The sequence below is a fragment of the Pseudosulfitobacter koreensis genome, from assembly GCF_024733015.1.
Taxonomy (GTDB): Bacteria; Pseudomonadota; Alphaproteobacteria; order Rhodobacterales; family Rhodobacteraceae; genus Pseudosulfitobacter; species Pseudosulfitobacter koreensis.
In genome coordinates this window covers 81,118-106,233 of record NZ_JANKJG010000006.1, presented here as the reverse complement: position 1 = coordinate 106,233, position 25,116 = coordinate 81,118, and the positions used below count along the sequence as shown (strand labels likewise).

Genomic DNA, 25,116 nt, shown 5'->3' with positions numbered 1-25,116 from the left:
CGGGCAAAACCACGCCGCAGCATGGCTCATAGACCGCTATTCTGTGAAAACGCATAGGCCGGTCTGGCCCCCTTTCGTTGACATTGAAAGGGAGCCGAATGGCAGGGCGCGTTATTGCTCGGGCACCAGAATTTCGCGTTTGCCAACGTGGTTGGCCGCGCTGACCACGCCTTGGTCTTCCATCTGCTCGACCAGTCGCGCGGCCTTGTTATAGCCGATGGCCAGCTTGCGCTGGATATAGCTGGTTGAACACTTGCGATCCTTGATCACGATCGCGACGGCAGTGTCATAAAGCGCGTCTTCGCCATCGGTGTTGCCACCCAAGCCCAGCACCGCGTCGATGTTGCTTTCCTTGTCCTCGTCGGGTCCTTCGACCACGCCACTGACATAGTCAGGCGCGCCGTAAGCCTTGAGGTGGTTGACGATCTCCTCGACCTCTTCATCGCTGACGAATGGACCGTGGCAGCGGGTGATCTTGGCGCCGCCCGCCATGTAGAGCATGTCGCCCATGCCCAGAAGTTGTTCGGCCCCCATCTCACCCAGGATCGTGCGGCTGTCGATCTTCGACGTCACCTGGAACGAAATCCGCGTGGGGAAGTTCGCCTTGATCGTGCCGGTGATCACGTCGACCGAGGGCCGCTGCGTCGCCATGATCAGGTGGATGCCGGAGGCACGTGCCATCTGCGCCAAACGCTGGATGCAGGCCTCGATCTCTTTGCCGGCAACCATCATCAGATCGGCCATCTCGTCGACGACGACCACGATATAGGGCAGTGCGACGGGCTGGAATTCTTCGGTCTCGAACATCGGCTCGCCGGTGTCGTCATCAAACCCGGTTTGAACCGTGCGACTGAACATCTCGCCTTTGGCCAATGCCTCGCGCACGCGGCCATTGTAGCCTTCGATGTTGCGCACGCCCATCTTGGACATCTTGCGATAGCGTTCCTCCATCTCGCCCACGGTCCATTTTAGCGCGACAACGGCCTTTTTCGGGTCAGTCACGACGGGGGACAAAAGGTGCGGGATACCGTCATAAACGCTAAGTTCCAGCATCTTGGGGTCGATCATGATCAGACGGCATTCCTGCGGCGTCAGCTTGTAGAGCAGCGACAGGATCATCGTGTTGATCGCCACCGACTTGCCCGAACCGGTCGTACCGGCAATCAGCAGGTGGGGCATCTTGGCCAGGTTCGCGACAACACTGTCGCCGCCGATATCCTTGCCCAGCGCCAGCGGCAGGCGCATGTTGCTGTCGCCGAAATCGCGGCTGGCGAGGATCTCGCGCAGGACCACCTTTTCGCGGTGCTCGTTGGGCAATTCAATCCCGATCACCGAGCGACCCGGCACGGTGGACACACGCGCCGAAAGCGCTGCCATCGAACGCGCGATGTCATCCGCCAGACCGATCACGCGGCTGGCTTTCAGACCCGGCGCAGGTTCCAACTCGTACATCGTGACCACAGGGCCGGGGCGCACGCTGACGATCTCGCCTTTGACGCCATAGTCGTCCAGCACGCTTTCCAGCATCCGCGCGTTCTCTTCCAGCGCTTCGTCCGACAGGTGCAGACGCTGAACGGTCTCGGGGCTTTCCAGCAGGTTCAGCGGCGGCAGTTCAAACCCCGGATGGGTGTCTTCGAAAGACAGGGCGGGCTGCGCCTCGGCGCGGGCCTGTCTGCTGGGCTGGACCACCTTGCGCGCGGGCTGCTGAACGACCTTGCGCGGCTCGGCAATGGGGATGGTCGGCGCGGGGGACTGCGGCTGTTCCAGCGACAGCGCGTCCATGCCCTCGTCCTCATCCTCGATCAGCTGATCGGCATAGGCTTCGGGCTCTGCGTAAGGCTCGGCATAAGGCTCTGGTCGTGACAGCGGCGCGGGCTCGGGCCTGCGCACAGGCGCTGCAACCGGCTGCGAGAAATAGTCGGGCGCGGTGCGCGATGCAGTCAGGCGCGGCTCTGCCCGCAGCGACGCGGCAGGTGCTGCGGCAGCCGTCAACGGGGGTTCCGCAGGCAGTTCAGCCGTGCGCGTGGTGTTCAGGATCAGCGGCTGCGGCCCACGGCCACGCCCCCCGGTCAGCGGCTTGGTCGCATCGGCCTGCAACACGGGCACCTGGCGCACACGGCTCTTGATCACATCCGCGATCTTGGCCCTGATGCGATCGTCTCCGGGGCCTTCGCCCACATCGACCATGCTGTAGTGTTCCACCAGTTCGGGCTCGGGCATCTCTGTCTCATGCTGCACGTCCGGGCGCTTCACCAGCCCTGGCATCCGTGCCAACAAGCCGCTTTTGGGCGGCGCTTCGGCCTGGAACATGCCGCGCGTCAGTTGCGGCTCGGCTGGCGGGGCATAGGCATGGGCGTCATAGGCCGCATATTCCTCGGCTTGCGCGCGCCTCATCGCCCGGCGCTCGGCCGTCTTCGCCTGGAGCGTGCGCGCACCGTGCACGGCCCCCGTGGCCCCGCGGCCCAGCAGCGTCATCATCCACGCATAGACCATGATCAGCCCGATCATCATGAAACGCCCGATCCGCTTCAGCTCGGGGCCCGTGAACCCCAGCACGAAGGCCGACAGCACCACGATGCCGACACCCATCAGGAACGACATCGTCTTGACCGCAAAGGCAGAGCCCAGCGGCAGGATGGTCAGGATCGCCCCCATCACCGTGTCGCCGAACAGCCCGCCCAGCCCGAAGGAATGCGTGCGCAACCATTCTGCATCGGGCTCCAGCGTCGCGGCATAGATCGCGCCACAGGCCACCACGATCGGGGCAAAGATCAACCGGCCCACGGCCCGCTCGTCGCCCGCGTGCAGCGCAAAGCGCGCGCCCCAGACCAAAAGCACGGCGGCAATACCCCAGGCACCCCAGCCCGCAATCATGAACAGCGGTGCGGCAATCGACGCACCCGTGCGCCCCAGCCAGTTCTGCACCGGCGCATCGGTCGAGACCATCCAGTTGGGATCATCCGGCGTATACGATCCGATCATCGCCGCAGCCATCAGTCCGGCAATCAGCAGGGCAATGCCGATCAGCTCCTTGCCCCGTTTCTCGATAGCCTCGGCCATGTTGGTGTCCAACAGTGGATCGCGCCCGCGTGTCTGATATGCCATTGCTTTGGGTCCCTCGTTATTGCACGCCGTAAAGATGGTCGCGGATCGCCGTAAGGCCCCGCTCCACATCCGGCTTTGGGGCCACCATGGCGACCCGAATATATCCTTGTCCGGGGTTGACCCCCTCGGCGTCCTTCTGGCTGAGATAGGCCCCCGGCAACACGCGGACACCCGTCGCCTGCCACAGGCTCAGCGCTGCGGCCTCGCCGTCGTCGACCGGCAACCACAGGAAGAACCCGGCCTGCGGGGAAACATAGCCTGCGACATTGCCCAGAATACGGTCCGCCAGATCGTATTTTTCGCGGTAAAGCGCGCGGTTTTCGTCGACATGCGCCTCGTCGGCCCAGACCGACGCTGCCGCCGCCTGCAACGGCAAGGGAAGGGGCGCGCCCGTATACATGCGCAACTGCCGCATCCGCGCGATGCTGTCCGGCCCGCCGGTGACGAAACCCGACCGCAGCCCCGGCAGGTTCGACCGTTTCGACAGGGAATGAAACGCCACGACCCGCTCAGGGTCGGCACCCACATCCCGCGCAACCTGCAAGACGCCCACGGGCGGCACGTCGCGGTAAATCTCGGAATAGCATTCATCGGCGAAGATCTGGAAATCGTGCTTTTCCGCCAGCGCGATCAGATCCGCCCAATAGGCATGGCCAGCAACCGCCCCCTGCGGGTTCGCAGGCGAACAGATGTAGCAGGCAACCGTCCGGTCCAGCACATCCGCAGCCAGGGACGCATAGTCAGGCAGATGTCCCGTGGCCTCGGTCGCGTTCACGAACACAGGCTCGGCCCCGACGGATGTCGCCGCCAGCATATAGACCTGATAGAATGGGTTCGGCATCAGCACCGCAGGCCGCTGCCCGTTCTTCTGCTCGGGGCAAAGCGCCATCGCAACGTTATACAACCCCTCGCGGGTGCCATTCAGCGGCAGCACATTGGTCTCGGGGTCCAGCGTCAGACCATAGCGCCGCGCCGCCCAGGCACAGAACGCCGCGCGCAATTCCGGCCTGCCCTCATTCGGCGGATAGGCGTTGAACCCGGCAGCGTTCTGCGAAATCACATCCGTAACCCAGGCCGGAAACACGTGTTTCGGCTCGCCAATGGTCATATGCACCACGTCCCCGCCGGGCGCGTGATGGTCCAAAAGCGCCCGCAGACGCGGAAACGCATAGGCCGGAAGGTTCGAGAACCGCTCGGGAAAATTCATGTAACTGCCTCGGATCGGGATCGTTATCGCCCCGTTTCCCCGCAGGATAGCGCAAGGGCCCCCGACGCGTCCACCAAAACCACGTCAAAACGGCAACTTGTGTCATTCGCGCACTGCGGGCGTTTCTTTTGGCCGCAAATATCCCGGGGACGCCCGCAGGGCGGGGGCAGAGCCCCAAAAAAATCGACCTCTCAGGCCAGAGTAGCCTCTGCCGCAGCGCCCAGCCGCAACAGCGCCTCTTCGCAATTGGGCGGCATCATCAGCATCACGCCACAGCTCGGCACGCCCGTGGGCAGGCTCAACGCGCTCAGGCCCAGCAGGTTGCCGATGCGCGTGTTGCGCAGGGTCATCAGGTTCTCGGTGCGGTAATAGTCATCATCGGTCTTCAACCGTTCCAGATTGGGCGGCATGTTGGCCCCCGTCGGCACGATCACCGCGTCATAGCCCGCCACCGCCGCGTCATAGTGCGACCGCGCAGCATCGAGTGCGGCCCAGGCGGCAACGTAGTCCGCGCCGCTGACGTCCGCACCCAGCCGGAACCGGTTCAGCACCCCGGAAAACATCGCATCGGGGTTTGCTTCGATCACATCCCGCCACAGACCATACGCCTCTGTCGGGATCAGGGGCCCGGCGCAATCCAGTGCTTCCTGCACCGCGTCCACCTCGATCCGCTCGACGATGGCCCCCGCGGCCTGCATCCGCGCGACAGCGTCTTCGAACGCAGCAAGCGGTTGTTCCCGCACGTCCTGCATGAACACCGTCTCGACCACCGCCAGACGCCGCCCCTTCAGCGAGGCACCTGCCAGATCGGCGGGCTTGCCGCCCTCCATGACAGCCAGCAGCTGCGCGCAATCCTCGACGCTGCGGGCCAGCGGACCCAGCGTGTCGAATTTCAGCGCCAGCGGCACCACCCCCTCCAGCGATACCCGCCCCGAGGTCAGCTTCAGCCCTACCAGATCGTTCCAGGCCGCCGGGATGCGCACTGATCCACCGGTGTCCGACCCGATCGCCGCCGCCGCAAGGCCAAAGGCGACCGATGTGGCCGCCCCCGAAGACGACCCACCCGGCACCGCATCCGCATCGTTCACGCAAGGCGGCGTGGCGGTTGACGGGTTATAGCCCAGCCCCGAGAACGCCAGTTCGCTCATATGCGTCTTGCCCAGGCACACCAGCCCCGCCGCCGTCGCCGCCTGCAAGACCACCGCGTCGCGGTCTGGAACGCGGCCTTCCAGCAGCTTCGACCCTGCCTCGGTCCCGATGCCTGCCGTATCGAACAGGTCTTTCCAACTGATCGGCACCCCGTCCAGCAAGGACCGCCTCTGCCCCGACGCCGCACGTTCGGCGGCAGCACCCGCTTCGGCCAAGGCGCGCTCGCGGGTCACGCGGGCATAGATACGGTCGCGCAAATCGTGGCTTTCTATGGCGTCCAGATAGGTCTGCGTCAGTGCGACGGGGTCAATCTCCCCCGCGCCGATCCCACGACCCAAATCGCTTGCCGTCATCCACAACCAGTCCTGCATCGCGCCACTCCCTTGCGTTTTCCAGACGGTATCTGCGCCTTGTCGCATGGACAATCCCCGCCGCGCGTCCATATTGAGCGGCATGGACACAGATACCGATATCGCCGTCATCGGCGGCGGGCTGAACGGCCCCCTTCTGGCACTGGCCATGGCGGCCCAGGGCCACCGCGTCACCGTCATCGACGCCACGGCACAGTCCGTGCGCAAGAATGCGGCCTTCGACGGGCGCTCCTATGCCGTCGCGCTGACGTCGCAGCGATTGCTTGCGGGGCTTGGTCTTTGGGATCAGCTGGCTGACAACGCCCAGCCCATGCTGGAGATCAAAGTGACCGACGGGCGCGCGGGCGAAGGGCCATCGCCGTTCTTCATGCACTTCGATCACGCGGAAATCGAAGAAGGACCAATGGGTTACATGGTTCAGGACCGGCACCTGCGCCGTGCATTGATCGACGCGATGGACGCCTGCGATCACATCACGCAGGTCTCCGGCCAGACGGTCACTGACCAAAGCCCCCACGCCGCTGGCGTCACCTTGACGCTGGCCGACGGCAAGAGGATCACGGCAAGGCTGGCCGTCGGCGCGGATGGCCGAAGCAGCGGCACCGCCCAGCGTGCCGGGATCAAGCGGGTGGCGTGGTCCTACAACCAGACAGCGCTGGTCTGCGCCATCGAACACGACCTGCCGCACCACGGGATCGCGCACCAGTTCTTCATGCCGCAGGGCCCGCTGGCAATCCTGCCGCTGCCCGGCAATGTCTGCTCGATCGTCTGGTCGGAAACCGATGCGAACGCGCGCGCCTTCGACGCACTGACGGATGCGCAATACATCGACATGTTGCGCCCGCGCTTTGGTGACTTTCTCGGAGACATTCGCCTGACCGGCAAACGCTGGACCTATCCACTCGGCCTGTCGCTGGCGACGGAAATGGTCGCGAACCGTGTGGCGCTGATCGGGGATGCGGCGCATGGGGTGCACCCCATCGCGGGTCAGGGCCTGAATGCCGGGATGCGCGATATCGCCGCGCTGGCCGAAGTGCTGACCGACGCGACCCGGCGTGGCGAAGACATCGGCAGCATCGCGACACTGGCCCGCTATCAGGAATGGCGCCGCTTCGACAACACCGCGTTGGCGATGGCAACGGATGCATTCAACCGACTGTTTTCCAACGATAGTCCGATCCTCCGCATGGGTCGGGACATCGGCATGGGCGTCATCGGCGCACTGCCCGGATTGCGGCGCGGTGCCATCCGTGAAGCCGCTGGACTGACCGGAGATCTGCCGCGTTTGATGCAGGGCAAACCGCTCTAGGCGACCCCCCTGCCCTACCTGAAAAGGTCAGTCGATCACGCGCGCTTCGCTGTCCAGCATGATCGGAATGCCGTTGCGGATCGGATAGGCCAGTTTCGTGCCTTCCGAGATCAGTTCCTGCCGTTCGGCATCATAGCGCAGGGTGCGGTGGGTGCGCGGACAGACCAGCGCCTCCAGCATCTTGCGGTCGGTTTCGATGGTCTGACCGGTCATTGCAACAAATCCCCTTCGCCGCCGCCGCGCAGCGCATATTCGATCAGTGTCACCAGCGTCTCGCGGCGCGTGTCCAGCGATGGCGCTTCCAGCAGCGCCTGTTTGTCCTCAGGCTGAAAGTCCAGCATCATCGACAGCGAGTTGACCAGCAGTTCATCGTCCGCCTCTTTTAGCGTGTCCCAATCTGCGGACAGATCCCGCGCCTCGAAATAGCGGCCCAGCAGAGACAGAAACGGACCACGGTCCAGTGTATCGTCGCTTTCGCTGTCGCCCAGATCGCGGTCGAACCCGACCCATGACGCCCGGCAGCGCCGATAGGGCGTGAACCCTTCAATCTCCTCGACCACACGGAACCGCGACATGCCGGTCAGCGTTACCATGTAACGACCGTCTTCCGTCTCGGAAAACTGGGTGACGCGCCCGGCGCAGCCAATGGTCTGCAACCCCTTCTCCGACCGTCCGGGGACCGGGTTGGGCTGCACCATCCCGATGATCCGGCTGTCGGTTTTCAGCGCGTCTGTCAGCATCTGCAGATAACGCGGCTCGAAGATGTGCAGCGGCAAATGTGACCGCGGCAACAGCAACGCCCCCGGAAGGGGGAAAACGGGTATCGTGTCGGGAAGATCAACTGCCTTGCGCATAACCCTTACCTAGCCCGCCAAACGGCTCAGACAAATATCATTGAGCTAAGTTTTCGGCGACCGTTCAGAACCACCGGATCGTTCGGTTTCAGCGCGTCGAAAATGGTGAACAATTGGGTCTTTGCAGCGGCGTCGTTCCACTCGCGGTCACGCTTGAACAGCTCCAGCAACTCGGCCACGGCACCTTCGGCGTCACCGTGCGCATGCAGCGCCTTGGCCAGGTCGAACCGCGCCTGATGGTCGTCGGCATTGGCCTCGACCGCCGCGCGGTATTCATCGACCGGACCTGCGTTTGCCGCCTGTCGCGCCAGTTCCAGTTGCGCATGAGCAGCCTCCAGCTCGGGCGCTTTGGAGATTTCGACCGGTGCACCGTTCAGGATCGCCTCGGCCTGGTCCAGATCGCCCATCGCGATGTGCGCGCGGACCCAGCCGCCATAGGCACCGGCATGCGCAGGCTCTTCTTCCAGAATCGCCTGGAATGTCTGCGATGCATCCTCGAACGCGCCATCGGTCAGCATCTCGTCCGCCGCCTCGACCGCATCGTTCAGCGTGTCGCTGGGGGACTCGCCGCCGCCCGCCTTGATCACACGCTCGACAAAGGCGGTCACTTCGGAGGGCGGCACGGCCCCCTGAAATCCATCGACCGGCTGACCCTTGTAGAATGCATAGACCGTCGGGATCGACTGGATCTGCAACTGTCCGGCAATGCCTTGCGCCTCGTCCACGTTGACCTTGGCCATCTTCACGGCACCCTTGGCCGCGCGCACGGCGTCTTCCAACAGCGGACCCAGCGTCTTGCACGGGCCGCACCACGGCGCCCAGAAGTCCACGATCACCGGCACCGTCTGGCTGGCTTCGACCACGTCGGCCATGAACGTCGCCTCGGACACGTCCTTGATCAGATCCGCCGCTTCGGGCGCTGCAGCACTCAGGTTCAATTCCATTTCATCCGTCCTTGCATCAGTGTTTGTCGTCTATATGTGCGCGATTGCGCCAAATTCAAAGGTCGAAGGTCGCAAAGACCGGCGCATGATCGCTGGGTTTTTCCCAACCGCGCGCTTCGCGCAGCACATGGCTGGAATGGCCCGCCTGCGCGATATCGCCCGTGGCCCATATATGATCGAGGCGGCGGCCCTTGTCAGCGGCATCCCAATCCTTTGCGCGGTAGGACCACCACGAATACAGCAGACCCTCGGGGATGTCCTTGCGGGTCACATCCACCCAGTCACCTGCATCCTGAACCTGTGCCAGATGTTCGACCTCGATGGGTGTATGGCTGACGATCTTCAGAAGCTTCTTGTGGTCCCAGACGTCATCTTCGCGCGGGGCGATGTTCAGATCACCAACCAGAATCGACTTTTCAGGTTTCTTTGCGTGGAACCAGTCACGCATGCCGGTCAGGTAATCCAGCTTTTGCCCGAACTTCACGTTGCGCTCGCGGTTCGGCTCGTCGCCGCCTGCGGGCACATAGAAGTTGTGGACTGTCACGCCGTTCTCCAACTGCGCCGACACGTGGCGCGCATGGCCAAGCTCTGCAAAGTCCTCGGCGCCGACTTCCTCGATGGGCATACGGCTGAGGATCGCGACACCGTTATAGCCCTTGTCACCGCGCGCGACCATGTGGGTATAGCCCGCAGCGGTGAACGCCTCGCGCGGGATCTTGTCCACCGGGCTCTTGCATTCCTGCAGGCACAGCACATCCGGCCCGTGTTCGGCCAACAGCTTCAGCACAATCGGCTCGCGCAGACGGACCGAGTTGATGTTCCAGGTTGCGAGAGAAAATGCCATTTAGATGCCCCATATTTGCAGTGGCTGGACCCTATGCCCCTCACGGGCGCGCCGCCACCGAAAAACCCCGCCACATTGGGTGGTTTGGTGATTCCGTGCAGGGTAACGCAGTACCCAAAGGCGCAAGGGGCTGCGACTGAACAAAAAAAAGACCGGGCACAAAGGCCCGGCCAAGTCCAACAGGGAGGTGCATGTATAACCCGGACATGCAGCGGGATAGAATGGAAACGTGGTAGCGCCTGCCTGAGTTCCCGTGATACTAGAATAAATCACTAGGACATCAAACGATAGCCCCCGGATTCCGTAACCAACAAACGCGCGTTGGAGGGATCGGGTTCAATTTTTTGACGCAGCCGGTAGATGTGGGTTTCCAGCGTGTGCGTGGTGACACCGGCGTTATAGCCCCAGACCTCGTGCAGAAGCACATCGCGCGCCACCACCCCATCGGTGCTGCGATAGAGAAACTTGAGGATGTTGGTTTCCTTTTCGGTCAGACGCACCTTCTTGTCGTCCTCGGTCACCAGCATCTTCATTGATGGCTTGAACGTGTACGGCCCCAACTGGAACACCGCGTCTTCTGACTGTTCGTGCTGCCGCAGTTGCGCGCGGATACGGGCCAGCAGGACCGGGAATTTGAACGGTTTGGTCACGTAATCGTTCGCACCGGCGTCCAGACCCAGGATGGTGTCGGCGTCGCTGTCATGTCCGGTCAGCATCAGCACCGGGGCCTTCACCCCCTGCTTGCGCATCAGGCGGCACAACTCGCGGCCATCGGTGTCGGGCAGGCCAACGTCCAGGATCACCAGATCATAGAGCGCTTCCTTGGCCTTGGTCATCGCTTCGGCCCCGTTGGCGGCCTCGAAGACGTCAAAGTCCTCGGTCATCACCAATTGCTCGCTCAGTGCCTCGCGCAGGTCCTCGTCGTCGTCGACCAGCAGAATTTTTTTCAGTTGTGCCATTGTGGGCCTCCTGTGTTCTGCAAGACCAAATGAGCGTGCATCACGAACCTGACAAGTTTTGCTGCAAGGCTTTCACGCGGACGTGTGCCAAACCGGGCAAATGTTTCATTTTCTCTTCGCATGGCTTACATGACAAAGCGAGACAGATCAGGACGCGGCACATGGCCTTTACCCCCGACATCATCGAACAGCTTGCGCGCGCGCGGGCCGATCTGCGCATGGGCGTGCCCGTGGTGCTGACCGGAGACGATGCCGCGCTGATCCTGGCGGCTGAAACACTGACGCCGCAGCGGCTGGCCGATGTGCTGGCACTGGGCAGTGCGCCCGTCCTTGCGATCACCGCACGGCGCGCCGCGACGTTGAAGGCGCGCGCCTATGACGGCGATCTGGCGCGGCTGGTCCTGCCCGATGATGCGACGCCGGGCTGGGTGCAGGCCATCGCAGACCCCGCCGACGACCTGCGCAGCCCGATGAAGGGACCACTGCGCTCCGACCGGGACGGCACTGCACTGGCGCATCGCGCAGCACTTGCCTTGTGCAAATCCGCGCGTTTGCTGCCCGCCGCCGTGGTGTTGCCGCTGACCGACGCGCGCAGTTTTGCCGCGCAACACGCGCTGACCACGCTGCCACTGGAACGGCTGGCCGATCACATCGCGTCGTCCAGCCCGCTGCACCCGATCGTGGCGGCGCGCCTGCCAATGGAAGCATCCGAGGCAGGGCGGCTGCACATCTTCCGCCCCGAGGACGGTGCAGAGGAGCATTACGCCATCGAAATCGGCCGCCCCGACCGCAGCAAGCCGGTTCTGGCACGGCTGCATTCCGCGTGTTTTACTGGCGACATTCTGGGATCGTTGAAATGCGACTGCGGCCCGCAGCTGCGCGGGGCGCTGCACCAGATGGGCGCACAAGGCGCGGGCGTTCTGCTCTACCTCAATCAGGAAGGGCGCGGCATCGGGCTTATCAACAAGATGCGCGCCTATTCCCTGCAGGATCAGGGGTTTGACACCGTCGAGGCCAATCACCGCCTGGGCTTTGAGGATGACGAGCGCGATTTTCGTCTGGGGGCCGATATTCTGAAATCCATGGGGTTTTCGTCGGTGCGCCTGCTGACCAATAACCCCAAGAAGGTCGACATGATGACCACCTGCGGCATCACCGTGGCCGAACGCGTGCCGCTGAAAGTCGGCGAGAATCGCCACAACACCGCCTATCTGGCGACCAAGGCGCGCAAGTCGGGCCATCTGCTGTGACCCCTTCCGATATGGTCCTGACTCCGCGCGGTCTGCGCTTTGGCGGGCTGGTCTATCCCTGCACCATCGGCAAGGGCGGGATTTACCAAGACAAACGCGAGGGCGATGGCGCGACGCCGGTGGGCGTGCACCGGGTTGTTGGTATGCTCTACCGTCCCGACCGCATCCCTGCGCCTGCGCCATGGGCAATTCCCATCGGGCCGCGTGATCTGTGGTCGGATGCTTCCGGTCAGCCGGATTACAACCAGCAAGTTTGCGCGCCCTATGACCACAGCCACGAAAGCCTGCGCCGCGCCGATCCGCTTTATGATCTGGTGATCATACTTGATTGGAACTGGCCCGATGCCGTGGCGGGGCGCGGTTCTGCCATCTTCATGCACCGCTGGCGCAGACCGGGATACCCGACCGAGGGCTGCGTGGCCCTGCGCCCTGATCATCTGGCACGGATCGCGGCGCGCATCCGCATCGGCACGCGCCTGATCGTACCCGCCCGCTAGGTCGGAACGCGTTCCCCGAAAATGGCCGATCCCACGCGGATATGCGTGGCCCCCAAGGCAATCGCACGCTCGAAATCGCTGCTCATGCCCATGCTGAGACCGCCCAAACCGTTGCGCTCGGCGATCTTGGCCAGCAGTGCGAAATGCAGCGCGGGTTCTTCGTCCACCGGGGGGATGCACATCAGCCCCCGCACGGGCAGATCCATTCCGCGACATTCCGCAATGAAATCATCGGCCTGCGCGGGCATCACGCCCGCTTTCTGATCCTCTTCGCCGGTGTTCACCTGCACGAACAGCTCGGGGCAATGCCCCTCTTCCTGCGCGATCCGCGCCAAGGCGGTCGCCAGTTTGGGACGGTCCAGAGAATGTATGAATTGAAACAGACCAAAGGCAGCGCGCGCCTTGTTGCTTTGCAGCGGGCCGATCAGGTGCAGGTCGATTCCCTCAAAGGTTTCGCGAAACTCCGGCCACTTGCCCTGCGCCTCTTGCACGCGATTCTCGCCGAAACAGCGGTGACCCTGCTCCAGCACGTCGCGGATACGTTCGTTCGGCTGTACCTTGCTGACCGCGATCAGTTGAACCGCATCCGCCGCACGCCCTGCGTCGGCGCAGGCCTTGGCGATCCGGTCCTGAATATCCTGAAGTCCCATACGTCCCCCTTTGGTTGTCTTCAGATACCAAGCCGGGCGGCAGAAAGGAAAGGGGCCACAAAAGAAAAGGGGCAGCCCAAAAGGACTGCCCCAAATCGTCAGATGTCGTTCAACTTAGAAGTTGAAGCGAACACCCAGGTCGGCAACGGTGTTGCCGGCGTTGTTGTTCTGGATACCACCGCGGACCGAAGTACCGCCGCCCAGGTCGTGGTTCACGCCAACACCGTAAACGGTGTCTGCATAGTTTTCTTGGTCGAGCACAACCACGTTCACACGTGTCGCGGCGCCAACGTCGAAGCCGGCGTTGATTGCGAATGCGTCGCCTTGTGTGCCGTTGTTTGCGTAACCGAATGTCAGGTCAGCAATGCCAACCGAACCAGCAACGGTCAGGGCAACTTCGGTGTCTGTCACGATGTCGGAGTCTGCGAGACCCAGAGCAACGGTCCAGCCGCTGAATGCGTAAGCAACGTGTGCTTCCAGACGGTCGCCTTCCAGGTTGCCGTTACCTGCAACCAGGTCCAGCTCGGAGTACGACATGTGCGCGCTCAGGTCGCCCATTGCGTACATGACTTCAACGCCGTTGAAACCTGCTGCGCCGTTACCATCGGAGTCATATGTCGCCGAGTATGCGCCAGCGCCGTTGATGATGTAGTCATACGACAGACCTGTCAGACCCAGCTCTGTGGGGTACATGCCAGGCATGGAGTCGATCGCGCCGAAGATGTTGCCAACGCCGACTTCCAGACCGCCCGAACGAGCGAAGAAGCGAACGCCGTTGATGCCGCCTTCGAGACGGTCGTTGCGGAATGTACCCGATGCCGAAGCAGCGTCAGAACCCAGCAGAGCGCCGTTCGAAGAACCGTCGTTGTCCTGTTGGATACGTGCGCGGGCACCGAAAACGATACCGGAGTCGGACTCAGCAGTCGCGTCGATCTGCAGACGGAAACGGCTGGTGATGGTGGTTTCGTTGGCAGCACCTTCAACGTGGATGATACCAAAACGGCCGTAACCGCCGAAAGTTACGTCTGCAGCTGCGACACCAGCGGTGGCGACCAGGGCAGTCGTGGCGAAGAGAACTTTTTTCATGAGTTGTCCCTCGAGTTTCAAATTTCACATGCCCACGTCGGGGAATCCGATGAGGGTATGAAAGGTGTTTCCCTCTTTTGCCCCCAAGTTGGCAAGCAAAGTACACGGCAGTGACACAATGTGTTCGATTATTGATGCAGCTTTGCCACACCACAATTCCGACGCATTTCCGCAGGCTGTCCGGCACCAGCACGGCGTGGCGCGTTTTCCTTCTTGGCTCCTTATAATGTATAAACCGGGGAATTTGCGCCAAACGCGGCAGTTTCCGACATAGACCTTGCCCCGACACCCTCGCTTGGGTAGACCAAGTGCCAAACAGGCATAGGTGTGCAGGCATGGGGCGGAAATCCTTTTTCAAATTCACGGCGGCGGTTGTGGCCTTGGGTGCTTTGACGGCATGCGGCTCTCTGGGCCAGTTCGGCAGTCCCGCGACCGAACGGCCGGAACAATATTCCGACCCGACGCACCCGCGTAACATCGACACCACCAACACGATCTGGAACGCGTTCAACCGCAGATCGAACGAGACCGAGGTGTCGGTCAACCGATACATCTGGCAGGCCTCGCTTGAGGTGCTGGATTTCCTGCCGGTGCAATCCGTCGATCCGTTTACGGGTGTGATCGTGACCGGGTTCGGCACCCCTCCGAACGGTGGCAACACCTACCGCGCGACCGTGTTGATCAAGGACCCTGCCCTGGATGCGCGTTCGCTGAACGTGGCGCTGCAAACGCGCGGCGGTCCGGTGGATGCGGCAACCACGCGCGCGATCGAGGATGCGATCCTGACCCGCGCGCGCCAGTTGCGGATTGCCGACAACAGGCTTTAAGCCCCCGACATTTCGCTTTAACAGTTGCGCCGGGCCAATCGCCCGGCGTTTTCGTGTCAGACAGGACAATTTCACATGGCCAGCTATACCCCCTCAGATATCGAAGCCCGTTGGCAGGATGCCTGGGACAAGGCCGGAATATTCCAGGCCAAGCGCGACGAGAGCCGCCCCAAGTATTACGTGCTGGAAATGTTCCCATATCCGTCGGGGCGCATCCACATGGGCCATGTGCGCAACTATACACTGGGCGACGTCGTGGCGCGCTACAAGATGGCGACGGGTCACAACGTGCTGCACCCGATGGGCTGGGACGCCTTTGGGATGCCCGCGGAAAACGCCGCGATGGCCATCGGCGGCCACCCCAGCGACTGGACCTATGCCAACATCAAGGACATGCGCGGCCAGATGAAGCCGCTGGGCTTGTCCATCGACTGGTCACGCGAATTCGCCACCTGCGACCCGGAATACTATGGCCAGCAGCAGGCGCTGTTTCTCGATTTCCTCGACGCAGGGCTGGTGCACCGCAAGAACGCACAAGTGAACTGGGACCCCGTCGACATGACCGTTCTGGCCAACGAACAGGTGATCGACGGCAAGGGCTGGCGTTCGGGCGCCGAGGTCGAGCGGCGCGAGCTGACGCAGTGGTTCTTCAAGATTTCCGACATGGCGGGCGAGCTGAAGGACGCGCTGGACGGGCTGGACAACTGGCCCGCCAAGGTGCGGCTGATGCAGGAAAACTGGATCGGCGAATCGCGCGGTCTGCAATTTGCGTTCTCGCTGATCGGCCAGCCCGACGAAGGTGCCCCCGCGCCGGAAGGGTTCGACCGTGTCGAGGTTTACACCACCCGCCCCGACACGCTGGCCGGTGCGTCCTTTGTCGGTATCTCACCCGATCACCCGCTGGCCAAGACGCTTGAGCGTGACAATGCCGAAATTGCCGCCTTCAACGCCGAATGCCGCAAGGGCGGCACCACAGCCGCCGAGATCGAGACCGCCGAGAAGATGGGCTTCGACACCGGCCTGCGCGTGCGCCATCCCTTCGACACGGCGTGGGAATTGCCCGTCTACATCGCCAACTTCATCCTGATGGACTATGGCACCGGCGCGATCTTTGGCTGTCCTGCCCACGACGAGCGCGATCTGGAATTTGCCCGCAAGTACGATCTGCCGGTGACATCGACCTTCGTGCCCACCAGTACCGAAGGGTTCACCGCCCCCGAAGACGGCGGCGACGCATTCGTGCCGGGCAAGGACGTGACCGTACATTTCAACCGCCCATTGGGCGGCGAGCCGCGCGACATGACCGGCGACGCCGCGATCATCGAAGCCATCGAGACCTGCGAGACCAACGGCGTGGGCCAGGGCGTGACCAAGTACCGCCTGCGCGACTGGGGCCTGTCGCGGCAACGCTATTGGGGCTGCCCGATTCCCGTGGTGCATTGCCCGAGCTGCGGAGTGGTGCCAGAAAAGAAAGAGAACCTGCCGGTCAAACTGCCCTACGACGTCAGCTTTGACACCCCCGGCAACCCGCTGGACCGTCACCCGACATGGCGGGACTGTGCCTGCCCGAAATGCGGGGAACCGGCGCAGCGCGAAACCGATACGATGGATACCTTTGTCGATTCGTCATGGTATTTCGCCCGCTTCACCGCGCCGAACGCCACCACACCGACCGACCCCGAAGACGCGGCGTACTGGATGAACGTCGATCAGTACATCGGCGGGGTCGAGCACGCGATTCTGCACCTGCTGTATTCGCGCTTCTTTGCCCGCGCGATGCACATCACCGGGCACCTGCCTGCCAGCGCCATCGAGCCATTCGATGCGCTCTTTACGCAAGGCATGGTGACCCACGCCTGCTATGCGTGGGAACAACCTGTAGAGATATTAAATGGCAAATCTGATAGTGCCGTTGAAGGCGACAAAACACACCGAATAGTGAAACGATATTTCTATCCCGAGGAAATAGAGGAAACGGCTGAAGGTTTGACGGCATATTTTGAGCCGATCGGCAGTCTTGTTCCGATCACTGTCGAAGCAAGCGTCAAAATGTCGAAGTCCAAGAAAAACGTGGTCGATCCGTTGAACATCATCTCGGCCTATGGCGCGGACACCGCGCGCTGGTTCGTGCTGTCCGACAGCCCGCCCGAACGCGACGTGGAATGGACCGCATCGGGCGCCGAGGCTGCGTACAAGCATCTCAGCCGGGTCTGGAACATCTCGCATCGGATCACCGACATGGACAAGGAAACGGCGGGCGAAGGCGACGACGAGTTGCTGCGCGCGATGCACAAATGCATCCATGACGTGACCGTTTCCATCGAATCCTTCGGCTTCAACGCCGCGATTGCCAAGCTCTACGCCTTTACCGCGACCTTGCAGAAATCCAAGGCGGGCCACCCGGCGCAGCGCACGGCGATCATGACGCTGGCGCAGCTGATGGCACCGATGACGCCCCACCTGGCCGAGGCGATCTGGTCGCATCAGGGCGGTGCGGGCCTGATCACGCTGGCCGACTGGCCGCAGGCGGACGAAGCGATGATGGTCGACGACACCGTGACCCTGCCGATCCAGATCAACGGCAAGCGGCGCGGGGAAATCACCGTGCCCGCCGACATGACGAAGGAAGATGTTGAAAAGCTGGCGCTGGCCAGCCAACCTGTTCAAAAGGCTCTCGACGGGGGCCAGCCGAAAAAGGTGATCGTGGTGCCGGGACGGATCGTCAATGTCGTTGTATAGAACGCTGCTTGCCCTGCCCTTGCTGGCCGCATGCGGGTTCGCGCCCGTTTATGGGCCGCAGGGCGCAGGCACGGCATTGCAAGGCCGGGTGCTGGTCGAAGCGCCTGACACCCGCGACGACCAGCTTTTGCTGCAACAGATCGAACGCCGTCTGGGCCGTGCGGCCACGCCGACATTCGATCTGGGCATCGACCTGATCGTGACTCAGGAAGGTCTGGCCATCGACGCCGACGGCGACATCGACCGCTATAACCTCTTGGGCACTGCCACCTATGTCCTGACCAGTTCCGAGAACGGCGCGGTCATAGGCACCGGCACCGTGACCAATTTTACCGGCTACTCCGCGACCGGCACCACCGTGGCCACGCTGGCCGCCGAGCGTGACGCCCGCAAGCGGTTGATGACCATATTGGGTGACATGATCGTCGATCGGCTGATCGCCACCAAGCTATGAAACTGGCGGGCGCGCAGGCGAACGGCTATTTCGCCAAACCTGACCCGAACAGCACCGGCATCCTGATCTACGGGGCCGATGCGATGCGTGTGGCCCTGAAACGCCAGCAACTGCTGAAGGCGCTGATCGGGGAAAAGGGCGAAGAGGAAATGCGCCTGACCCGCATCCCCGCCGCCGACCTGCGCAAGGACCCCGCGATGCTCTTGGACGCGATCAAGGCCATCGGGTTCTTTCCCGGTCCCCGCGCCGCCTTTGTCGAGGATGCCAACGAAAATACCGCTTCGACCATCATCGCGGCCCTCGCCGACTGGCAGGCAGGCGATGCGCAGCTCATCGTGTCCGCAGGGGCGCTGAAACCCACGTCGAAACTGCGCAAGGCCTTCGAGGGCCACAAATCCGCGTTGGCGGTGGGCATCTACGACAACCTACCCACACGCGACGAGATCGAGGCAGCCCTGCGCACAGCAAACGTCACCGCTCCCGACCGTGCGGTGATGGACATGCTGAACGATCTGGCCCGCGATCTGGACCCCGGCGATTTCCGGCAGACGCTGGAAAAGATCAGCCTCTATAAACACGGCGACAGCACGCCGCTAACCGCCGCCGACATCGTGGCCAACGCCCCCACCTCGACCGAGGCGGATGTGGACGATGTGCTTCTGGTCGTGGGTGACGGGCGCGCCGCCGACATCGGGCCGGTGATGCGCAAGCTGCAGGCTCAGGGCGTCACCGCCGTGACCCTGTGCATCGGTGCGATGCGTCATTTCCGCACCCTGCACCGCGCCGCCGTCGATACGTCGGGCCGTCCGCAGATCTGGGGGCCTCACCGCGACAAGATGATGGCGCAGGCCCGCAGCTGGGGACCTGCGAAGCTGGAAACCGCGCTGACCGTGCTGACCGACACCGACCTTGCCCTGCGCTCTGCCGGGCAACACGCGCCCGCGATGGCGCTGGTGGAACGCGCCTTTATCCGGCTTGCGATGCTGGCCGCGCGCTAGGGCCTAACCCGGCGCAAACATCGCCATAACCTCCGCTTCGGTCATCTTGGCCGTGTCCCCGGCAAAGGCATAGCCCTGCGGTTTGATGTCGATGAAGATCTCTTCGGTCAGGGTGATGCCACCCGGATCGTCCAAGGTGCCGAGCCCGACATGAAAGGTGCCCTGATGCGGCCCTTCTGCCGTTACCCTATAGAATATGCTCGACCCGCAGGTGTTGCAAAATCCGCGTTCGGCCCACGGCGAAGAGGCATAGATGCTCAGGCTGTCCTTTGCCTGCAGCTCGAAATCCTTGGCCGCCACTTCGATGCCCAGATAGACGCCCCCCGACCATTTGCGGCACATGCCACAGTGGCAGGCCCCCGTATGTCGAAGATCCGCCGCGATGCTGTAGCGCACGCCACCGCAGATGCAGGACCCTGTTCGTGCCATGTGTCTTCTCCCTGTTCCGGTCTATGTGATGCAGGCAGGCTATCCGAAGCACGTGACAGATATTGTCAGCACACGCCTTGCCTTTCGGGTGGCCATCACGCCATCTGTGGACTGAAAAATCAGGAGGATTTCACATGTACACTGTCATCGGTGCCACCAAGTCCCGCGCACTGCGCGTGATGTGGCTGCTTGAGGAACTGGGCGAGGCCTATGACCAGGACCCCGCGGGCCCACGGTCGGATACCGTGCTGAAGCACAACGTGCTGGGCAAGATCCCCGCGCTGATCGACGAGGGCCACAGCCTGACCGACAGCGTGGCGATCATGACCTATCTGGCGGACAAGCACGGCAAGTTCACCGCCCCCGCAGGCACGCCGCAGCGTGCGCATCAGGATGCGATGACCCTGTGGCTGATCGACGAGGTCGACGCGACCCTTTGGACCAACACCCGCCACAAGGATGCCCTGCCTGATCTGGAAGCGCGGATGCACGAGCAATACGCGCAGGCCATGAAGGTCCTGTCGAACAGGCTGCAGTCAGAGTTTCTGATGGGCGACGAGATGACGGTGCCCGACATACTTGCGGCGCACTGCATGGGCTGGGCGGCAGGCGTGGGGTTTCCGCCACTGGACGAGAAACTCTCGGGCTACCTCAAGAAGTTGCGCGCACGCCCTGCGTTCCGCGCGGCGCTCGACCACTAGGCGGCGGCTTGCAGGTGGGCGATTGCCCCCTGCGCCGCCCAGCGGCCCGTCGCAAGACAGGCGGTGATCAGATAGCCGCCGGTCGGGGCCTCCCAGTCCAGCATCTCGCCCGCCGCAAAGGTGCCCGGACGGGATGTCAGCATCAGATGCGGATCAAGCGCGGCGAAGGGCAGCCCGCCGCTGGTCGAGATCGCCTCGTCCATCGGGCGCAGGCCCGCGTGCGCCACCGGCAACGCCTTGAGCACGCGCGCCAGCGCCTGCGGATCCTGCGGCAGGGGCCGCGCACATTCCTGTGCCAGCGCCAGCTTCAACGGCTCCAGCTTCAGCGCCTTCCGGATGTGGTTGGCGTGGCTTTCCTTGCCGCGTTTTCTTGCCAGACGTTGGGCAACCTGTTGCACGGTCTGGTCCGGCATCAGATCGACCGTCAGCGCGGCCCCTTCGCGCACGGCGCGGGCGATGGAATAGATGCCGCTACCTTCGAGGCCTTTGGCCGACAGGATCGCCTCGCCGCGCGAGATCGTGTCACCTGCCCGCCAGGCGACGGCCTTGACCGGCTGGCCGAAGTGCGGCGCCATATGCGCCGACCAGTCCACGCGCAGGCCCACGTTGGCCGGACCAAAGGGTGCGACTGCGATGTCCTGACCCTGGAGTGTTTCAGACCAAGCCCCGTCAGATCCCAGCCGCGCCCAACTCGCCCCGCCCAGCGCCAGAACGGTCACATCCGCCGTGATGCGCCCCTGATCAAAGATCAGCGCATCGCCATCCCATCCGGTCCAGCGCCAGCGTGTCTGCAGCTGCACCCCCATATCCGCTAGCCGCACCAGCCAGGCGCGCAGTAACGGCGACGCCTTCATCGCATGCGGGAACACACGGCCTGACGATCCGGTGAACACATCCTGTCCAAGACTGCGCGCCCAGTCCTGCACGGCTGCGGGATCGAATGCCTGCAAGATAGGGCGCAGGACATCGGCGGTTTCGGCGTAATGCGGCAGGAACCCGTCAAAAGGCGCATCCATCGTGAGGTTCAGACCCGACTTGCCCGCCATCAGGAACTTGCGACCAATCGACGGTTTGTGATCGTAGAGGGTGACCTGCACCCCGGCCTGCGCCAGCACCTCGGCGGCCATCAGCCCGGCGGGGCCTGCGCCGATCACGGCAGCGGTTTTTGTGGACAGATCCTGTTGCAAGGTCATTTCCTTTCGCGAACACCCCGTCTTGCCCGCCCGCCAGCCAAGGATCAAGCCCGACGATGCCCGATGACAGCCAAACGCCGATCTGTCCGCTCTGCCTGCGGTCGATCCCGCCGGACGTGCCGCAAAGCCTGCATCATCTGATCCCGAAGCTGAAAGGCGGCAAGGGCGGCCCCGTGGTTCTGCTGCACCACATCTGCCACCGCGAGGTGCATCGCACGTTTTCGGAGGTCGAGCTGGCGCGGCAATACAACACGCCCGAGATGATCCGTGCCGAACCTCGAATGGCGCGGTTTCTGGACTGGGTGTCCAAACGCCCGCCGGGCTTTGCGTCGAGGGTGCCGGGCAAGCGGCGGGGGCGGTGAGGGGGGAGGGCTTCGCCATTGTTTTAGAAAGGGGGCTCTGCCCCCGGCGCCTTCGCGCCTCCCCCGAAGTTTATCCGGCAAGATGAACTGTCAGACCGGCCCGCACATCTCCTTGATCTGCCGTGCGATTTCAGGGTCTGCGGCCAACGTGTCGGCGGCGATGTCGCGGGCGGTCTGCACCAGCGTATCGGCATCTACGATGCGGTCGATCAATCCGTAGGCAAGCGCTGTTTCGGCGTCGATCTTCTGGCCGCCCATCAGGATCAGCTTGGTCCGCGCCGGGCCGATCAGGGCCGCCATGCGCACAGGGTCGGAAGGCTGCGGCAGAAAACCCAGCTTCATCACCGGATAGAAGAACCTGGCACCGGCCACGGCGATGCGCAGATCACAGGCCAGAGCCAAGCCGGTCGCACCGCCCGCAAGCGTGCCGTTCAGCGCGGCGATGGTCAGCCCCGGCAGCCGCGCGATGGCAGCGGACAGACGTTCCCAATCGGGCGAGGTGGCCATCCCTGCGCGCGCGGCGTCCAGATCGGCACCGGCGCTGAACACCTTTCCCCGACCCGTCAGGATCAGCGCGCGCGCTTCATGTGCACCCTCGGCAATATCGGCCAGTTCCGACAGCATATCGGGCGTCAACGAGTTCGCCTTGTCCGGACGGTTGATCGTGACCGTCCAGACGCCGCCCTCGCGGGTCGTTTCGATCATGAAAGGCCGACCTTGGCGCGGATACCCTCGTCGCGCAGCGAGATTTCCTGACCGCAGTAGCTGTCGGCCTCCTTGGAACACATCCACAGCAGCGCCTTCGCGGGCCAGTCGGCGGGGATGTGGTCGGACCAATCCAGCTTGCTGATCGGGTTCACGCCGCTCTGCTTGATCTCGCGCTGCATCTGAGTGGCGACCGTACCGGGCGACAGGCCCATCGCGCGGATGCCGTCGGTGGCGTTTTCCTTGTCCAGACAGGCGGTCAGCATGTGCACCGCGGCCTTGGAGGCGCAATAATGGCTCCATGCCTCGACAGGGCCGTGGGCCGCGCCCGAACTGATGGTCAGCACCGAACCGCCGCCGCCCTTGATCATTTCGGGCACCGCCGCGCGCATGCCGTTGAACACGCCGCCGAGGTTGATGTCGATCACCTTGGACCATTCGGCGGGGTCCGCATCAATCAGGTGCGCGATCGGCTCGATCACGCCTGCGTTGTTGATCAGCACGTTCAGCCCGCCAAAGGTTTTCACCGTCGCGTTGACTGCTGCCTCGACCTCCCAATAGCGGCTGACATCGCAGGGAATTGCGATGGCCCCCTGACCGATTTCACCCGCCAGTTCGGCAATCTCGTTGTCGCTGCGGGCCAGCAGCGCCACCTTTGCCCCTGCGGCGGCGAAAATCCGCGCGGTCTCGGCCCCGATCCCGCGGCTTGCGCCGGTGATCATCACCACTTGTCCTGTCATATCCATATCGCAGCATCCCCCAGTTCGATTCCGTCCAAGGGGTAGTGTGCATGCGCGCATACGTCCAGTGGGGAGAATCCTGACCCTTCCTCCCCCTTGACGTGCAGGGGCCCCTGCAACACCATAGTGGCAACACGACATTCAACCGCCCTCAGAGGATCGATTTCATGACCCGTTTCGCACGCTATTCCAGCAGCACAGCCCTTGCCATTTGTCTTGGAAGCACCGCCGCATACGCCGACCTGACCGCCGCCGAAGTCTGGAACAACTGGCGCGATTACATGAGCGACGTAGGCTATGAAGTCACCGGCGCCGAATCCCAGTCGGGCGACACATTGACCATATCCGACGTGCGCATGCGTATGGAGATCGAGGGCGAAGGCGACACCGCCGACACCTCGATCACGATGGACACGCTGACCTTTACCGATGTCGGCGATGGCAGCGTGTCGGTGGAAATCCCGGCGGTCAGCAAGATCACCGTGGATGCAGACCCCGCCAGCGGCGAGACCTTCGACATGACGCTGGACTATACGCAGAGCGGCTTTGTCATGGTCGTCACCGGCGACCGCGAGGACATGACCTATACCTATTCCGCAGACACTATGGGCATCGCATTGGCTGAGCTGATGGTCGACGACGAGGCCATGGACCGCGACACTGCGCGCGCCAGCGTGACCATCGCAGACTTAAGCGGCGTGTCGCGGGTCATGCAGGAAGAGTTGCGCAATGTCAGCCAGACCCTGACCACCGGCCCAGTCACCTATGACATCGCATTCACCAGCCCCGACGATGACGGCGCGGCCACGATCACCGGCGGCATGGAAACCCTGGCCTTTACCGGCGGCGGCAACATTCCCACCATCGACGACCCCTCGGACATGAACGCGATGATCGAGGCCGGTTTCAACTTTCTGGGTGAATTCACCTTTGAACAGGGCAACTCGAACATCGAGTTCGACGGACCGGACGGCGGCGGCACCATGAACACCTCGTCGATCGGGGGCGCATTGTCGGTGTCGATGTCCGAAGACGGTTTGTCCTATTCCGGTTCGCAGTCCGGTCTGGTGCTCAAGGCGATGGCATCGCAGATGCCGATTCCCATCGACCTAAACATGGAAACACTTGGGTTCGGGATGGTGATCCCGGTGCAGAAATCCGAAGAGCCGCAGGACTTCGGCCTGACGCTGGCGCTGGAAGGTTTCACCATGTCCGAAGTGCTTTGGGGTATGTTCGACCCGCAGGCGCAGTTGCCGCGCGATCCGGCCACCATTGCCGTGGATCTGGCGGGCAAGACCACCCTGGATGTCGATCTGCTTGATCCGCAAGCTGCCGCCGCGATGGAAACCTCGGACGCGGCCCCGGGCGAGCTGAACGCGCTGGATATCCGCACCCTGACCGTCGAGGCCGCAGGCGCGGAACTTAACGGTACGGGCTCGTTTACCTTCGACAACAGCGACATGACCACCTTTGACGGAATGCCCAAGCCCGTTGGCAGCCTTGACCTGACGCTGGTCGGCGGCAACGGCCTGCTCGACAAACTGGTCGCCATGGGTCTTTTGCCTGAACAGCAGGCACAGGGTGCGCGGATGATGATGGGCCTGTTCGCAGTGCCGGGCGATGCGCCCGACACGCTGAATTCCACGATCGAAGTCAACGAAGCGGGACAGGTTCTGGCGAACGGTCAGCGCATCAGGTAAACGTCTTTCAGATGAAATGTCGGAAGGGGTCGTGCGCAGGTAC

General features: G+C 63.1%; 24 protein-coding genes. 10 read left to right on the top strand and 14 right to left on the bottom strand.

The features are described from left to right. Positions 1-111: 111 nt before the first annotated feature. The 3 genes from NTA49_RS09960 to NTA49_RS09950 form a co-directional block, all read right to left on the bottom strand. Entirely contained in the window at positions 112-3,105 is a 2,994-nt protein-coding gene (locus NTA49_RS09960) for a DNA translocase FtsK (protein WP_258294592.1), read from the bottom strand. Positions 3,106-3,121: 16 nt separating this feature from the next. Further along, positions 3,122-4,312: an aminotransferase class I/II-fold pyridoxal phosphate-dependent enzyme gene (locus NTA49_RS09955; protein ID WP_258294591.1), complete on the bottom strand. Its 1,191-nt coding sequence runs from the start codon at positions 4,310-4,312 to the stop codon at positions 3,122-3,124. Positions 4,313-4,503: 191 nt separating this feature from the next. Further along, entirely contained in the window at positions 4,504-5,832 is a 1,329-nt protein-coding gene (locus NTA49_RS09950) for an amidase (protein ID WP_258294590.1), read from the bottom strand. An 82-nt stretch (positions 5,833-5,914) separates the two neighbouring features. Between NTA49_RS09950 and NTA49_RS09945 the strand changes: the two genes are divergently transcribed. After that, positions 5,915-7,141 (top strand): UbiH/UbiF/VisC/COQ6 family ubiquinone biosynthesis hydroxylase, encoded by a 1,227-nt coding sequence (locus NTA49_RS09945; RefSeq protein ID WP_258294589.1) that lies wholly within the window; start codon positions 5,915-5,917, stop codon positions 7,139-7,141. Between the two features lie 27 nt (positions 7,142-7,168). Here the strand turns inward: NTA49_RS09945 and NTA49_RS09940 are convergent, their stop codons facing one another. From NTA49_RS09940 to NTA49_RS09920, 5 genes are all read right to left on the bottom strand, one after another. Continuing rightward, positions 7,169-7,354, bottom strand: coding sequence for a Trm112 family protein (locus NTA49_RS09940; RefSeq protein WP_258294588.1), 186 nt, complete (start codon positions 7,352-7,354; stop codon positions 7,169-7,171). Next, the gene (locus NTA49_RS09935) at positions 7,351-7,995 is read right to left on the bottom strand and encodes an LON peptidase substrate-binding domain-containing protein (protein WP_258294587.1); all 645 of its coding nucleotides are present in this window, start codon (positions 7,993-7,995) and stop codon (positions 7,351-7,353) included. The genes NTA49_RS09940 and NTA49_RS09935 overlap by 4 nt, the downstream gene beginning before the upstream one ends. A 26-nt stretch (positions 7,996-8,021) precedes the next feature. Further along, positions 8,022-8,939 carry a thioredoxin family protein gene (locus NTA49_RS09930; protein ID WP_258294585.1) on the bottom strand — a complete coding sequence of 306 codons (918 nt, stop codon included), beginning with the start codon at positions 8,937-8,939 and terminating at the stop codon, positions 8,022-8,024. 55 nt (positions 8,940-8,994) lie between these two features. After that, a complete protein-coding gene (locus NTA49_RS09925) occupies positions 8,995-9,783 on the bottom strand; it encodes an exodeoxyribonuclease III (RefSeq protein WP_258294584.1) in 789 nt (262 codons plus the stop codon). Positions 9,784-10,055: 272 nt separating this feature from the next. Next, complete coding sequence (locus NTA49_RS09920) at positions 10,056-10,742, bottom strand: response regulator transcription factor (protein WP_258294583.1); 687 nt, start codon at positions 10,740-10,742, stop codon at positions 10,056-10,058. A 161-nt stretch (positions 10,743-10,903) separates the two neighbouring features. On the opposite strand from NTA49_RS09920, the gene ribA reads away from it, so the two are divergent. Next, positions 10,904-11,992, top strand: a complete 1,089-nt coding sequence (gene ribA, locus NTA49_RS09915) for a GTP cyclohydrolase II (RefSeq protein ID WP_261368246.1) — start codon at positions 10,904-10,906, stop codon at positions 11,990-11,992. Next, a complete protein-coding gene (locus NTA49_RS09910) occupies positions 11,989-12,489 on the top strand; it encodes a L,D-transpeptidase family protein (RefSeq protein ID WP_258294582.1) in 501 nt (166 codons plus the stop codon). The genes ribA and NTA49_RS09910 overlap by 4 nt, the downstream gene beginning before the upstream one ends. Here the strand turns inward: NTA49_RS09910 and NTA49_RS09905 are convergent. Both NTA49_RS09905 and NTA49_RS09900 read right to left on the bottom strand, forming a co-directional pair. Beyond that, on the bottom strand, positions 12,486-13,139 hold the full coding sequence (locus tag NTA49_RS09905) for a YggS family pyridoxal phosphate-dependent enzyme (RefSeq protein WP_258294581.1): 654 nt from the start codon (positions 13,137-13,139) through the stop codon (positions 12,486-12,488). The two genes, NTA49_RS09910 and NTA49_RS09905, sit on opposite strands and share 4 nt — an antisense overlap. Positions 13,140-13,253: 114 nt before the next feature. Beyond that, positions 13,254-14,225, bottom strand: a complete 972-nt coding sequence (locus NTA49_RS09900) for a porin (RefSeq protein ID WP_258294580.1) — start codon at positions 14,223-14,225, stop codon at positions 13,254-13,256. Positions 14,226-14,560: 335 nt separating this feature from the next. Between NTA49_RS09900 and NTA49_RS09895 the strand changes: the two genes are divergently transcribed. From NTA49_RS09895 to holA, 4 genes are all read left to right on the top strand, one after another. Continuing rightward, the gene (locus NTA49_RS09895; RefSeq protein WP_258294579.1) at positions 14,561-15,052 is read left to right on the top strand and encodes a DUF3576 domain-containing protein; all 492 of its coding nucleotides are present in this window, start codon (positions 14,561-14,563) and stop codon (positions 15,050-15,052) included. 75 nt (positions 15,053-15,127) lie between these two features. Then, on the top strand, positions 15,128-17,791 hold the full coding sequence (gene leuS / locus NTA49_RS09890; protein ID WP_258294578.1) for a leucine--tRNA ligase: 2,664 nt from the start codon (positions 15,128-15,130) through the stop codon (positions 17,789-17,791). Further along, complete coding sequence (lptE, locus tag NTA49_RS09885) at positions 17,778-18,245, top strand: LPS assembly lipoprotein LptE (RefSeq protein WP_258294576.1); 468 nt, start codon at positions 17,778-17,780, stop codon at positions 18,243-18,245. Before leuS ends, lptE begins: the two co-directional genes overlap by 14 nt. Next, positions 18,242-19,243 carry a DNA polymerase III subunit delta gene (gene holA, locus NTA49_RS09880; protein ID WP_258294575.1) on the top strand — a complete coding sequence of 334 codons (1,002 nt, stop codon included), beginning with the start codon at positions 18,242-18,244 and terminating at the stop codon, positions 19,241-19,243. Before lptE ends, holA begins: the two co-directional genes overlap by 4 nt. A gap of 3 nt (positions 19,244-19,246) precedes the next feature. Here holA and NTA49_RS09875 read toward each other — a convergent pair whose 3' ends face one another. After that, positions 19,247-19,672 carry a GFA family protein gene (locus tag NTA49_RS09875; protein ID WP_258294574.1) on the bottom strand — a complete coding sequence of 142 codons (426 nt, stop codon included), beginning with the start codon at positions 19,670-19,672 and terminating at the stop codon, positions 19,247-19,249. Between the two features lie 134 nt (positions 19,673-19,806). Here NTA49_RS09875 and NTA49_RS09870 point away from each other — a divergent pair, with 134 nt between their 5' ends. Further along, positions 19,807-20,373, top strand: a complete 567-nt coding sequence (locus tag NTA49_RS09870; protein ID WP_258294573.1) for a glutathione S-transferase family protein — start codon at positions 19,807-19,809, stop codon at positions 20,371-20,373. Here the strand turns inward: NTA49_RS09870 and NTA49_RS09865 are convergent. Beyond that, on the bottom strand, positions 20,370-21,566 hold the full coding sequence (locus NTA49_RS09865; RefSeq protein WP_258294572.1) for a TIGR03862 family flavoprotein: 1,197 nt from the start codon (positions 21,564-21,566) through the stop codon (positions 20,370-20,372). The genes NTA49_RS09870 and NTA49_RS09865 overlap by 4 nt on opposite strands. A 56-nt stretch (positions 21,567-21,622) precedes the next feature. Between NTA49_RS09865 and NTA49_RS09860 the strand changes: the two genes are divergently transcribed. Beyond that, entirely contained in the window at positions 21,623-21,928 is a 306-nt protein-coding gene (locus tag NTA49_RS09860) for an HNH endonuclease (RefSeq protein WP_258294571.1), read from the top strand. Between the two features lie 90 nt (positions 21,929-22,018). On the opposite strand, the gene NTA49_RS09855 is transcribed toward NTA49_RS09860, so the two are convergent. Beyond that, positions 22,019-22,633: an enoyl-CoA hydratase/isomerase family protein gene (locus tag NTA49_RS09855; protein WP_258294570.1), complete on the bottom strand. Its 615-nt coding sequence runs from the start codon at positions 22,631-22,633 to the stop codon at positions 22,019-22,021. Further along, a complete protein-coding gene (locus tag NTA49_RS09850) occupies positions 22,630-23,379 on the bottom strand; it encodes an SDR family oxidoreductase (protein ID WP_258294569.1) in 750 nt (249 codons plus the stop codon). The genes NTA49_RS09855 and NTA49_RS09850 overlap by 4 nt, the downstream gene beginning before the upstream one ends. Positions 23,380-23,540: 161 nt before the next feature. Between NTA49_RS09850 and NTA49_RS09845 the strand changes: the two genes are divergently transcribed. Then, positions 23,541-25,073 carry a DUF2125 domain-containing protein gene (locus tag NTA49_RS09845; protein WP_258294568.1) on the top strand — a complete coding sequence of 511 codons (1,533 nt, stop codon included), beginning with the start codon at positions 23,541-23,543 and terminating at the stop codon, positions 25,071-25,073. The last annotated feature ends 43 nt before the right edge of the window (positions 25,074-25,116 follow it).